Source organism: Rhodococcus sp. 05-2254-5, assembly GCF_002258575.1.
In the GTDB taxonomy this organism is placed as follows: domain Bacteria; phylum Actinomycetota; class Actinomycetes; order Mycobacteriales; family Mycobacteriaceae; genus Rhodococcoides; species Rhodococcoides fascians.
Genome location: NZ_NOZG01000002.1, coordinates 344,312 through 356,871 on the forward strand (window position 1 = coordinate 344,312; position 12,560 = coordinate 356,871).

Sequence of the window (12,560 nt, forward strand, 5' to 3'; positions counted from 1 at the left end):
GCCTATCGGTGCACGTGACGGCTAGGCTCGTCGCGATGTCCGATACAGCGTCCGGCCCCGATGCATTTCTCCGTCATCACGGAGATCTCGAGGTCGGCTCGGGCCTCGTCGACTTCGCCGTCAACGTGCGCGGTGATGGCCCGCCCCCGTGGCTTCGTGATCGGCTCGCTGCAGCCCTGAACTCGCTCGGTTCGTATCCATCGGGGGCAGCCGAGCGGGCGGCTCGGGAGCAGGTCGCCGCACACCACGGACGCTCGCCGGACGAGGTACTGCTGCTCGGTGGCGGAGCCGAAGGATTCGCGATGCTGCCGCGGCTCGAGCCGGCCCTCGTGGCAACCGTGCACCCGTCGTTCACCGAGCCCGACTGGGTGCTCGAGCAGGCCGGCATTCCCGTGCATCGGGTGTTACTCCAGCCGCCGTTTCTGCTCGATCGGGGCCTGGTGCCCGAGGCCGCCGACATGGTGATCGTCGGCAATCCCACCAATCCGACGTCGGTGCTGCATCCCCGAGAAGTAGTACTCGGTCTGCGTAGGCCCGGCCGCACGGTCGTGGTCGACGAAGCATTCGCCGACGCAGTGACGGGAGCAGGAGAGTCGGTCTCCTCGGACAGCGTCGCGGACGTGCTGGTACTCCGAAGCCTGACGAAGACGTGGGCATTGGCGGGGTTGCGGTGCGGCTACGCTCTGGCCCATCCCGACGTACTCGAACGAATGCAGCGGGGCCGTGCGCACTGGCCCCTGGGCACTCTGCAGCTCGAAGCAATCCGCGCCTGTACCGAGCCGTTCGCGGTCGAGCAGGCCCGAGCCGAAGCGCTGCGTATCGACGCCGAACGTGACGCCATGATCGCGAGACTGACCGCACTCGGTCTCGACATTGCCGGACCGGCGCGAGCGCCGTTTCTTCTGGCGCGGGTCGACGGCGCCGACGGGATCCGAGAACGCCTGCGCACGAAGGGAATTGCGGTTCGGCGCGGCGACACGTTTCCCGGACTGGATCGCAACTACCTACGCGTCGCCGTACGGGACTCGGCACACGTCGACATACTGGTGCATGCGTTGAACACCGTTCTGTGAGGAGAGCAATCGACATGGCAGTGACTCTGGAGAACGTCATCGAGGTTCTCGACAAGGCATACCCGCCTCGATTGGCCGAGAGCTGGGACTCGGTGGGATTGGTGTGTGGAGATCCGGAATCCGAAGTGCGACAGGTGCTCTACGCCGTCGACGTCACCCCGGCCGTCGTGGACGAGGCCATTTCATGGGGCGCCGACCTCATCGTCGCCCATCACCCTCTGCTGCTCAAAGGAGTCGATTCGGTTGCGGCCGACACCGCCAAAGGCTCGGTGATCCACCGCCTGATCAAGGCCGATTGCGCGCTGTTCACCGCCCATACCAACGCCGACTCGGCCGATCCCGGTGTCTCCGACGCACTCGCGTCGGCCCTCGGTGTGATCGACACCAGGCCACTCGATCCCATTCCTGCTCCGGCGCACGACAAATGGGTCGTATTCGTGCCGTCCGCCGACACTGCGGCGGTGCGCCAGGCGCTGTTCGACGCTGGAGCCGGTGAGATCGGCGACTACAGCGAAGCGAGCTGGCACACCGAGGGGCTGGGCCAATTTCGGCCGCAGCCCGGTGCTCATCCGACGCTCGGTGTCGTCGGCGAAGTCCACACCGTGACCGAGGACCGAATCGAGGTGGTTGCATCTCGGGCCGACCGCGCGCGGATGCAGTCCGCGCTCAGACTTGCGCATCCGTACGAGGAGCCCGCGTTCGATGTCTTCGAGTCCGCGGCCCTACCGTCGTGCACCGGTCTGGGGCGGATCGGTCGATTGCCTGATCCGATGACGCTCGCCGCGTTCACGAACGTCGTCCGAGACGCTCTGCCGGCCACCAGCTGGGGAGTGCGAGCAGCGGGTAATCCGGACGCCACGGTGTCGATCGTCGCCCTGTGTGGGGGAGCAGGGGACTCGTTCCTCGCAACCGTCGCGCGGACCGACGCCGACGTCTATGTCACCTCCGATCTCAGACATCATCCCGTCGACGAGCACCTGAGGGCGGGTGGGCCCGCGGTGATCGACACGGCCCACTGGGCCTCGGAGTTCCCGTGGTGTGCTCAGGCGAGGAGCATCGTGGACGCCGAACTCGGCGATACGGACGGCTGGAGCAGCAGGGTCAGCGATGTCCGTACCGACCCGTGGACGCTGTGACCGACGAACCCCGCGACCGGGGGACTGGACGGATCCGGCTCGGTACGTTCTGCGCAGCCGGTAGGGTAATCGGAATCAACTTCCATAGTCGCAGGAGTCATCAAGCGTGAACGTCGATCCCAAAGTCCAGGCCTCGCTACTCGAATTGGCCGGTGTGGATACCGAACTCTCGCAGATCGCCCATCGCCGAAAGACCCTCCCCGAGCAGCAGGAGGTCGACAAACTCGAGGCCGAGCGCATCACCCGCAAGGATGCTGCCGTCACGGTGCAGATCTCGATGGACGACCTCGATCGCGACATCCGCAAGCTCGAGGGCGAAGTCGATGCCGTTCGCCAGCGTGAGGCGCGCGACAAGAAGATGCTCGAGAGCGGCACGATTGCGCCCAAGCAGATGACCGAGCTGCAGCACGAGCTCGGCAGTCTCGAACGGCGGCAGAGCATCCTCGAGGAAGAACTGCTCGAAGTCATGGAACAGCGCGAGGCCAGCGAGCGCGATTACGAACACGCCGGAGCGCAGTTGACGCAGATCGAGGACGAAATGGTCGACGCCGGTCGTCGCCGCGACGACGCTGTCGCAGATCTGGACGTCGCCGAGAAGCGGAGCGCCGAGCGTCGCGAGGCATTGATCTCGGGTATGCCGGCCGATCTGCTGGCGCTGTACGAGAAGCAACGCGCACTGACCGGTCGAGGCGCAGCATTGCTGCAGGCCCGCCGATGCGGCGCATGCCGAATCGAGCTCGACCGCAACGAAATTGCGAGCATCGCCAACAAACCTGCCGACGCTCTGGTTCGTTGCTCGGAATGCAACGCAATCCTGGTGCGCACCAAGGAGTCCGGAATTTGAGTGCCGCGCAACGGGTCGTCGTCGAAGCCGACGGCGGCTCCCGCGGCAACCCGGGTCCCGCCGGATACGGAGCCGTGGTGTTCACAGCAGATCGCAGCGAGGTGTTGGCCGAACGCCGGGAGGCGCTGGGAATCGCAACGAACAACGTGGCCGAGTACAGGGGCCTCATCGCTGCGTTGACGGCGGCCGCGGACGTCGGTGCCCGTGAGGTCGACGTTCGGATGGACTCCAAACTCGTCGTCGAACAGATGTCGGGACGCTGGAAGGTCAAGCATCCCGACATGATTCCGCTCAATCGCCGAGCGGCGGAGCTTGTTCGGACGTTCGATCACGTCACCTTCCAATGGATTCCGCGGGAGCAGAACTCACACGCCGACGGTCTGGCGAACGAGGCGATGGATGCCGCGGCCAAGGGGATCGACCTCCCTGATCTGCCCGATTCCGAACCGGCCGCGAAGCAACCCGCGGCGGCCCCCGGGTGGACCGGTGCAGTGGGCGACCCCACCCGAATGTTGTTGTTGCGCCACGGCCAGACCGCGCTGTCGGTCGACCGGCGATACTCCGGCCGCGGAAATCCGGAACTGACCGAGCTGGGAGTTCGACAGGCCACCGCTGCAGCGGCAAGGCTCGGCGGACACGACGACATCGCAGCGATCGTCTCGTCCCCCCTCGGCCGCGCCCGACAGACTGCCGACGCCGCGGCAGGTGCACTCGGACTCGACGTGACCACCGTCGACGATCTGACCGAAACGGACTTCGGCGACTGGGAAGGTCTGACCTTCGCGGAGGCGAAAGACCGCTATCCCGAACAACATCGGGCCTGGCTGGGCGATACCTCGGTGACCCCGCCCAACGGCGAGAGTTTCGACGCAGTGCGCACTCGAATCGAATCGGCCCGTGATCGATTGATCAAAGAGTATGCGGGTAAGACGATCGTCGTCGTGACACACGTGACGCCGATCAAGACACTGCTGCAACTGGCACTGGACGTCGGACCGTCACTGCTCTACCGAATGCACCTGGACCTCGCGTCGCTGAGCATCGCCGAGTTCTACCCCGACGGCGGGGCATCGGTGAAATTGGTCAACGACACGTCTCACCTGACCTGATCCTGCGGAGGTGCGGGTCTCAGATCTGCAGCGCCAGCCATAGGCCCGCCACTGCTCCGACGATGGTCAACGGGGTCGTGATGACACCGAGCACGGTGAACGTTTTCAGATCCGCCGGCTCGTCGTTGGCCGATGCGACGCGTCGCCACAACATGATCGCCAGTGAACCGACGTAGGTCAGGTTAGGACCGAGGTTGACCCCGATCACCATGGCCAACAGCAGCGCCGGGGGAGCGTCCGCGCCGAAGGCCGCCAGCAGCAGCAATGTTGCGGGCAGGTTGTTGACGATGTTCGACGCCACCGCCGCAATGGCAGCTGCGGCCAACAGGGACGCGAAGGTGGTGTCCGACGGCAGAATTCGCGCCAGCCAGTCGCCGATCGGGCCCGTCGTCACGCCGAGAACGACGATGCCGAGAAGGAAGACGAAGCCACAGAACGGCAGATCGGCACCGCGCAGAATCGCGCGAGGCGTGGTGTGGCGAGCTCGAAGTGCCGGGATCGCGAGCGCAATCGACCCCACGGCAGCCACCCAGAACGGTTCGATATCGAATAGTCCTGCCACGGCGAAGCCGATCAATGTCGCGCCGAGGATGACGAGTGTGCTTCGCGGTGCTGGGACGTCGTCAGTGCTGTGTTCGGTCGCGGAGTCCGTCGGTGTCGCAGTGCGGGTCAGATCCTTGCGGAAGAAGATCAGGAACACCGCCAGTTCGATGGCGACCGCGAAAATCCACGGTAGCGCCATCAGTGCGGTGAAGTGCAAGAAGGTCAGGCCCGTCGCGGCGAAGGCCAGCAGGTTGGTCAGATTCGACACCGGCAGCAAGGTCGACGCCGAATTGGACAGGTGCGCAGTGGCGTAACTGTGTGGACGTGGCGACATCCCCAGGATCCGAGCGGCACCGATGATGGCCGGTGTCAGCAGAACCACGGTGGCGTCGAGGCTCAGTACGGCTGTGGTGGCCGCGGCAGCGGCGAACACGAGGGTCAGCAGTCTGCGGGGGCTGCCCTTGGATCCGCGGCGTAGCTTCGCAGCGATCCAGGTGAACACACCGAGGGCATCCGACAGATGCGCCAGGATCAGGATGAACGCCAGAAAGACGACGGTGGGTGCGAGTTCGAGTACCTGCTCACGGGCGGCGTCGAGGCTGACGAGGCCGACGAGAAGAACAACTGCGGCCGCTGGAAGTGCAGCAACGATCTCCGGAAGACCGCGCGGGCGAACGATGGCGAAGACGAGAACGGCGGCGACCAATGCCGCAGCGAGAACGGTCACGCGAGAATCTTCACGAGAGTGCGGACGTTCCGCGTGGTGGTCGTGGCCTTGTACTTCGCCTTCGCCGTGGCTTTTCCGAACCTACTGTCGGTGGTGTTGCCCTTGCGCACCTCCCAGTAGAGCACGCTGTTCCCCTCGGCAATCCTCTCGAGATCGGGGTCGAGTTCCACTGCAAGAGCGGACAATTCGGTCAAATGGCTATCGTCGTTACCGAACACCACATAAGGATGCCAGCCCTCCCGTTCGGCGTCGAACGGGTAGGACTCCACTATCGCCCTCAGTGTCGGGACGTCGAGTACGACAACCCAGGCTCGGTAGCCGAACGCCTCGGCGAGCGTGCTCTCCACCTGTGCTTTCTGGGCGGCGGCCGCCAGCGGCGACTGCAGCAGTACGTTGCCGGTCGCCAGAATCGTGCGGACATTCGTGAAGCCGGCCGAGGCCAGAGCTGCGCGGAGGTCGACCATCTTGATGTTGATGCCGCCGACGTTGATGCCGCGCAGCAGCACAACCCATTCACTCATGGAAAGAACTGTAGTGAAGCGCACGAGAACAACCATTGAAGTCAGTAGTTAGTAACCAGTAACTTGGCGGCATGGCGCAGAGAGGACGGATGACAGGCACGGAACGACGGCAGCAAATACTGCGGATAGCGGCAGACGAATTCGCATCGTCCGGACTGCACGGCGGTTCGACCGACAGGATCGCCCGCGAAGCAGGGATCACCCAGGCCTACATCTTTCGAATATTCGGAACCAAGAAGGCACTCTTCTCCGAGCTGGTGGTCGCGTCGTTCGACCGTGTGGCGGATGGAATGCGCGCGGCCGCAGGTACTGCCACCGGTCAGCAAGCCTTGGCCTCGATGGGGGAGTGCTATTACGCCATGCTCGAGGATCGAACCTCACTCCTGCTGCAGCTGCAGGGGATCGCCGCGTGTGGCGACGAAGAGGTGCGCGACGCCGTTCGAGAGGCGTTCGGCCGGATGTGGAACACCGTCGTAGAGGTCACCGGTCTCGATGCGGTGACCGTCAAAGCGTTTCTGGCGTTCGGCATGCTGCTCAACAGTGGCGCGGCCCTGCAGATTCATGACGTTGACCAACCCTGGGCGAACGGAGTGGGCACTCGTATCCACGCCGGATTGTTCGACCACATCACGAGCGAGACGAACCGTTGATCTCCGGCTCCGAGCACGACGAATCACGAATGCTCGTGCCTTCTCTGTTGTTCGTCGGAGTCGTCGTCGCCGCTGTCGGTAGCCTCGGGGCCCCGCTGATCACCAGCGTCGCAACAACTTTCGACGTCTCCCTCTCCAGTGCACAATGGACGTTGACGTTGGCTTTGTTGACCGGTGCCGTCACGACACCGGTTCTGGGCCGCCTCGGATCGGGTCCGCATCGACGGGCAGCAATCCTCGGGACACTGGGCGTCGTCTCGGCCGGAGGCATTCTGACCGCACTGCCGCTGTCCTTCTCCTGGCTGCTCCTCGGCCGGGCAGCCCAGGGAGTGGGACTGGCCCTGACTTCGATGCTGATGGGTGTGGTGCGAGATCATCTGTCCGACAAGCGGTCCGGATCGACCATCGCTTTGTTGTCGGTCGCGTCTACTGCGGGTGTCGGTGTGGGCTATCCCTTGTCGGGGTTTCTGGCCGAGCACGGCGGTCTCCGGCTCGCATACGGATTCGGTGCTGTGATGACGGTCATGGCGTTTGCCGTTGCTCTGCGAGTTGTTCCTGCCTCGACGCGCAAGCGCGCGACCCGCATCGACGTTCCGGGTGCGGTGCTGCTGGCGCTCCCTCTCACCCTGGTGCTCGTTCTCATCAGTGAGACCGCGCTGTGGACGAGCCGCCCTTGGACGGCGGGGGTGCTGGCTGCAATCGCGGTCGTCGCTGCGGGCATATGGGTACGCGTCGAACTGAGAAGCTCGGCACCGCTCGTCGATCTTCGGTTGTTTCGTCACAGGGCTGTGGTCGGAGCGAACGGCGCAATGTTGCTCGGCGGCATCGGAATGTATCTGCTGCTGACCCTCGCTACGCGCTACGCGCAGACGCCTTCCGGTGCCGGATACGGTTTCGGCCTCGACGTGTTCGCGGCGGGCCTCGTCCTGGTTCCGTTCTCGGTGTTCGGATTTCTCGCCGGCAAGCTGGTATCCAGAGTGCTGCGTCGGGTGGGGGCAGGCAGCGCGCTGACGGTCAGCGCACTGATCGTTCTGGTGGCTCTCGCCTTGTTCGCCGGTACCCGCGCCGGCATCGTTGAACTCTGTGCGGTGATGGCGATTCTGGGTTTCGGAGTCGGAAGCTTTTCGGCCGCGCTGCCGGCCGTCGTGCTGCCGGTGGTGCCCTCCGCGGAGACCTCGAGCGTCATGAGTATCAACCAGGTGGTGCGCAGTGTCGGATTCTCTTTCGGAAGCGCGATCGGTGGTCTGGTACTCGCCGCCGGAACGAGTCCGGGCTCCACCTTCCCCGGAGAGGATGCCTACACGTCCGCCGCCTGGGTGGGGGTGATCGTCACCGCTGCCGCGGCCATCGTGAGTGCCTCTGTTCTTCATGGCCGCGCAATCGCCGGGCATCCGACGTGAGGCGGGTAGAGTACGCAATCGCGAACGAGTTGGCTGGACGGCTGCGGCTCGAAGTACCGACGGACAGGTTCCGTTCCGCTTCGGGCCGAGGAAAGTCCGGACTCCACAGAGCAGGGCGGTTGTTAACGGCAACCCGAGGTGACTCGCGGGACAGTGCCACAGAAAACAGACCGCCTGCGGTTCGGTTCTTCGGGATCGAAGCGCAGGTCAGGGTGAAACGGTGCGGTAAGAGCGCACCAGCATCCCAGGTGACTGGGGTGGCTAGGTAAACCCCGCCCGGAGCAAGGTCGAAGGCTGCACCGCGCAAGGGGTGCAGCTGCGCAGGTGCTCGAGGGCTGCTCGCCCGAGCCTGCGGGTGGACTGCTCGAGGTACCCGGCAACGGTGTGCCCAGATGGATGGTCGTCTATTCGATCTCGCGAGAGCGGGTCGATGCACAGGATCCGGCTTACAGGCCGACTCGTTCGCACTCCAATTTCTCGCGCGGTACACCTGCGGCGTGGCTGTATGGGGCACACTGGAAGTCATGACCGACGACGACAGCTCCTGGTACTACGACATCAGCACCAAGCAGGTTGTGCAGGGCAAGGAGACCAATGCCCTCGACCGCATGGGTCCGTATCCGGACAAGGCCACCGCAGAGCAGGCGCTGAAGATCGCAGCCGCCCGCAACAAGGCCGCCGACTCCGACGACGGCTGGAACAACTGACGGTGCTGCTCACCCGGCTGAGGGCTCCGAACTTCGATTTCGAGTCCATCAGATCCGAGTTCGGTCTGTCCGATGTCTTCGACGCAGACGTGATGCGCGAAGCGATCGAAGCCCGAGACCTGCACGCCGACAGCAGAATCGACCGCACCGACATTCCTTTCGTCACCATCGACCCACCCGGCTCGAAGGACCTCGATCAAGCCGTACACATCGAGAAGACGGCCAACGGCTTGGTGGTGCACTACGCGATCGCCGACGTGGGTGCGCTGGTGATGCCGGGGGGAGCGCTCGACGTGGAAACCCGCCGACGCGGCCAGACGTACTATCTCCCCGACGGATCTGTTCCGTTGCACCCGCGTGAGTTGTCGGAGGGCTCGGGAAGCCTGTTGGAGGGACAGACTCGCTGCGCTGCATTGTGGACCATCGAACTCGACGACGTCGGTGAAGCCGCGGCGTGGACCGTCACTCGGGCGCTCGTGCGTTCGACCGCGCGTCTCGATTACGCGGGAGTGCAAGCCGACTTCGACGCCGGCACACCGCACCCGTCGATCGCTGCCCTTGCCGAATTCGGACACCTACGGGCGGAGGCAGCGAGGCGTCGAGGAGCCATCGACATCACGCTCCCCGAGCAGGAAGTGGTTCCGGACGGGCACGGTTGGCGAATCGTTCTGCAACCGCGAACAGCAGTGGACGGCTGGAACGCCGAGGTGTCCTTGCTGACGGGCATGTGCGCAGCCAGAATCATGCTCGACGCCGGAATCGGCATCGTACGCACGCTTCCGCCCGCACCGCCCGAGGCCGTCGAGACCCTGAAGAAGACCGCGAACGCACTCGGAATCGAGTGGCCCGCCGGAGCATCCGCCGGCGCGGTACTCGCCGGCCTGCCCACCGACGAACCGTCGACCCTGGCGATGATGACTCAGGCCACGGGATTGCTTCGGGGAGCGGACTATTCGGCGTTCGACAGTCGGACCCCGAACTCGACCATCGATGCACCCGGCACCGACGATTCCGTCGAACACTCGGGTATCGGAGCGCCGTACGCCCATGTGACGGCCCCGTTGCGACGGCTGTCGGATCGGTTCGCCACCGAGGTGTGTCTGGCCGTGGTCGCCGGTGTGCCCGTCCCCGAGTGGGCGGCGCAGGCGCTGCCGGAGCTACCGGCGATCATGCGTGGATCGGATTCTGCAGCATCGAAAGTGGACCGAGCCTGCATCGATCTGACCGAAGCGCACGTGCTCGAAGATCGCGTAGGTCATACGTTCGACGCAGTGGTGCTGCGCGGTGCCGAGGGCAAGCGCGACGCCGAGGTGCTCGTGTCCGAACCGATAGTCATGGGCAAGTGCGACGGCGAGCCGCCTGCGGGGGAGTCGGTGCAGGTCCGATTGACTCGGGCCGACACCGACTCGCGCACAGTCCGATTCGACTATCCGCCTGTCACGGCCTGAAGCGGTCGGTAGCCTCGACCAGGTGGTGGACGATGCCCGGCTCGGCCGCAGAATGGCCGGCATCGTCGACGATCACCAGATCTGCACTCGGCCAGGCCTTGTGCAGTGCCCACGCGCTCGTGGCCGGGCACACCACGTCGTAGCGGCCCTGCACGATCACACCAGGAATACCGTCGAGCAGGTGCGCGTCGCGTAGCAACTGGTTCTCTTCGAGGAAGCACCCGTTGCGGAAGTAGTGATTCTCGATTCCGGCGAAGGCGCGAGCGAAACGCGCATCCGAATTATGCTGTACAGCATCGGGTTTCGGGAGCAGGTAACTCGTCGCTGCCTCCCACGACGACCACGCCACCGCGGCCCGGGTCGCGGCAGCGTCGTCCTCGGACATCAGCTGTCGGTGATATGCCTCGACCAGATCCCCGTCTCGTTCGCCTTCCGGAATGGGGGCGAGAAACTCCTCCCACAGGTCCGGGAAGATGTGTCCGGCACCGCCGCGGTAGTACCAGTCGATCTCCGACGGCCGGACGAGGAAGATTCCTCGGAGCACGAGTCCTCGTACCCTCTCGCGATGCGTCTGTGCGTAGGCCAGCGACAACGTGGAGCCCCAGGATCCGCCGAACACCAACCAGGTGTCGATGTTCAGGTGCTCGCGGAGTTTTTCCATGTCGGAGATCAAGCGATCGGTGGTGTTGACCGACAGATCTGCCCCGTCGGCAATATGTGGGGTCGACAGCCCGCAGCCTCGCTGATCGAACAACACGATGCGGTAGACCTGCGGATCGAAGTAGCGACGCTGCAGCGGATTGGTGGCACCGCCGGGACCGCCGTGCACGAACACCACTGGTTCGCCATCGGGGTTGCCGGAGATCTCCCAGTAGATCTGCTGCCCTTCGCCGACGTCGAGGTGACCGGTCTCCACGGGCTCGATCTCCGGGTACAGGGTGCGCATCCTAGAAACCGACCAGACCGGAGGCCAGATCCGGGATGTCGAGGGAGCGGATGGCCTCGTCCCGCACGTCCGAGCACGTTTCCTTCGTGATGTCGTCGACGAGCGCGCGATTCTGCACCACCTGGAGATTGATGACGCCGCTCTGCGCAGCCCAGGTCTGCACCAGAATGTTCAGACCGCCGCGACCGAGAGTGGGGCCCTGCACGCGCCAATTCGACAGCTGCGCCTCGAGATCGGTGCACAGCTGCTGCTTCTGGGCATCGGTGACAGCTGCTCCCGCAGGAGTCGTCGTCGCCACCGTCGTGCTCGGAGCGGTCGTCGTGGTCGACGACGAACCCGTATTGGTCGTGTCGGTGCTGCATGCCCCCACTACGGCGAGAAGCGCAGCCGCACCGGCCAGTGCGACTGCGCTTCGTCCTGCAATGGACGTCGTACCCCGTCTGATTGTCATGGCCCGAGTGTGCCATCCGAACCGGGATCAGACGACGACGGTCAGTAGCTGTGTTCGGGTCCGGGGAAGACTCCCGAGCGCACCTCGGACATGTACGTGGTGGCTGCGGTGCGCAGCGAATCGCCCACGTCGGCGAACTTCTTGACGAACTTGGCGGTCTTGCCGTTGGTGTATCCGGCCATGTCCTGCCACACGAGAACCTGAGCGTCGCATTCGTTGCCCGCTCCGATTCCGACCGTCGGGATCGTGAGCTTGCGGGTGACCTGGCCGGCGATGTCGGCGGGGACCATCTCCATGACGACGGCGAAGGCACCTGCCTCCTGTACGGCGATGGCGTCGGCGACGAGTTGTTCGGACGCGTCACCGCGACCCTGAACGCGGAATCCGCCGAGAGTGTTGACGCTCTGCGGGGTGAATCCCACATGAGCCATGACGGGGATACCGGCAGCGGTGATGGCGGCGATCTGCGGTGCGACCCGCTCGCCGCCCTCGAGCTTCACCGCGCCCGCGAGGCCTTCCTTCATGAAACGAACAGCGGTTTCGAGTGCCTGCTGCGGTGAGGCTTCGTAGGTACCGAAGGGCAGATCTGCGACGACGAGCGCGTGCGGTGCGCCGCGTACCACTCCACGTACGAGAGGAAGCAATTCGTCCACGGTGATCGGCACGGTGGTGTCGTAGCCGTACACGACGTTGGCCGCAGAGTCACCGACGAGAAGCACAGGCACGCCGGCTTCCTCGAAGATGCGGGCACTGGAGTAGTCGTACGCAGTGAGCATTCCCCAACGCTCACCCTCTGCTTTCATCTGCAGCAGATGGTGGGTACGGGTCTTGCGGGTCAGCGCGGTCGCCGGAGATTCGGTTGAGGAACCGCCGTACACAGCATTTTCGGACATCTTTGTCCCTTTCTGGTCCTCGAGGCCCGCGCGGCGGGTCCCCGGGATGGGGTGTGATGACGTCCCCAGTCTGCCACCGCCCTTCCGTCGCAGGAATGCTGGTAGGGAGTGC

General features: G+C 64.7%; 13 protein-coding genes and 1 other RNA gene. 9 read left to right on the forward strand and 5 right to left on the reverse strand.

The genetic code is table 11. The features are described from left to right. Positions 1-35: 35 nt before the first annotated feature. The 4 genes from cobC to CH278_RS02745 all read left to right on the forward strand — a co-directional run bounded on the left by cobC (position 36) and on the right by CH278_RS02745 (position 4,162). On the forward strand, positions 36-1,073 hold the full coding sequence (gene cobC / locus CH278_RS02730; RefSeq protein WP_032406726.1) for an Rv2231c family pyridoxal phosphate-dependent protein CobC: 1,038 nt from the start codon (positions 36-38) through the stop codon (positions 1,071-1,073). A gap of 14 nt (positions 1,074-1,087) precedes the next feature. Next, positions 1,088-2,209, forward strand: a complete 1,122-nt coding sequence (locus CH278_RS02735) for a Nif3-like dinuclear metal center hexameric protein (protein ID WP_094621137.1) — start codon at positions 1,088-1,090, stop codon at positions 2,207-2,209. A gap of 106 nt (positions 2,210-2,315) precedes the next feature. Next, positions 2,316-3,053 carry a zinc ribbon domain-containing protein gene (locus CH278_RS02740; protein WP_027497425.1) on the forward strand — a complete coding sequence of 246 codons (738 nt, stop codon included), beginning with the start codon at positions 2,316-2,318 and terminating at the stop codon, positions 3,051-3,053. Then, positions 3,050-4,162, forward strand: a complete 1,113-nt coding sequence (locus CH278_RS02745; protein WP_032390991.1) for a bifunctional RNase H/acid phosphatase — start codon at positions 3,050-3,052, stop codon at positions 4,160-4,162. Before CH278_RS02740 ends, CH278_RS02745 begins: the two co-directional genes overlap by 4 nt. A gap of 19 nt (positions 4,163-4,181) precedes the next feature. Here the strand turns inward: CH278_RS02745 and CH278_RS02750 are convergent, their stop codons facing one another. Together CH278_RS02750 and CH278_RS02755 are read right to left on the reverse strand one after the other, a co-directional pair. Beyond that, on the reverse strand, positions 4,182-5,432 hold the full coding sequence (locus CH278_RS02750) for an SLC13 family permease (RefSeq protein WP_032368135.1): 1,251 nt from the start codon (positions 5,430-5,432) through the stop codon (positions 4,182-4,184). Continuing rightward, the gene (locus CH278_RS02755; protein WP_094621138.1) at positions 5,429-5,953 is read right to left on the reverse strand and encodes a DUF1697 domain-containing protein; all 525 of its coding nucleotides are present in this window, start codon (positions 5,951-5,953) and stop codon (positions 5,429-5,431) included. The genes CH278_RS02750 and CH278_RS02755 overlap by 4 nt, the downstream gene beginning before the upstream one ends. Before the next feature lie 89 nt (positions 5,954-6,042). Between CH278_RS02755 and CH278_RS02760 the strand changes: the two genes are divergently transcribed. The 5 genes from CH278_RS02760 to CH278_RS02780 all read left to right on the forward strand — a co-directional run bounded on the left by CH278_RS02760 (position 6,043) and on the right by CH278_RS02780 (position 10,158). Beyond that, positions 6,043-6,603 carry a TetR/AcrR family transcriptional regulator gene (locus tag CH278_RS02760; protein ID WP_057473478.1) on the forward strand — a complete coding sequence of 187 codons (561 nt, stop codon included), beginning with the start codon at positions 6,043-6,045 and terminating at the stop codon, positions 6,601-6,603. Between the two features lie 29 nt (positions 6,604-6,632). Further along, complete coding sequence (locus CH278_RS02765; RefSeq protein ID WP_052053219.1) at positions 6,633-8,003, forward strand: MFS transporter; 1,371 nt, start codon at positions 6,633-6,635, stop codon at positions 8,001-8,003. A gap of 25 nt (positions 8,004-8,028) precedes the next feature. Then, positions 8,029-8,468, forward strand: an RNA gene (gene rnpB / locus CH278_RS02770) — RNase P RNA component class A. 59 nt (positions 8,469-8,527) lie between these two features. Then, positions 8,528-8,710: a hypothetical protein gene (locus tag CH278_RS02775; protein WP_094621216.1), complete on the forward strand. Its 183-nt coding sequence runs from the start codon at positions 8,528-8,530 to the stop codon at positions 8,708-8,710. Between the two features lie 2 nt (positions 8,711-8,712). Then, the gene (locus CH278_RS02780) at positions 8,713-10,158 is read left to right on the forward strand and encodes an RNB domain-containing ribonuclease (RefSeq protein ID WP_094621139.1); all 1,446 of its coding nucleotides are present in this window, start codon (positions 8,713-8,715) and stop codon (positions 10,156-10,158) included. On the opposite strand, the gene pip is transcribed toward CH278_RS02780, so the two are convergent. The 3 genes from pip to panB are packed head-to-tail and all read right to left on the reverse strand — an operon-like array spanning position 10,148 to position 12,448. Then, positions 10,148-11,104, reverse strand: coding sequence for a prolyl aminopeptidase (gene pip, locus CH278_RS02785; protein ID WP_032368132.1), 957 nt, complete (start codon positions 11,102-11,104; stop codon positions 10,148-10,150). The two genes, CH278_RS02780 and pip, sit on opposite strands and share 11 nt — an antisense overlap. A gap of 1 nt (position 11,105) precedes the next feature. Then, positions 11,106-11,555 (reverse strand): hypothetical protein, encoded by a 450-nt coding sequence (locus tag CH278_RS02790; RefSeq protein ID WP_179273977.1) that lies wholly within the window; start codon positions 11,553-11,555, stop codon positions 11,106-11,108. Between the two features lie 41 nt (positions 11,556-11,596). Beyond that, on the reverse strand, positions 11,597-12,448 hold the full coding sequence (panB, locus tag CH278_RS02795; protein WP_032368131.1) for a 3-methyl-2-oxobutanoate hydroxymethyltransferase: 852 nt from the start codon (positions 12,446-12,448) through the stop codon (positions 11,597-11,599). Positions 12,449-12,560: the final 112 nt, after the last annotated feature.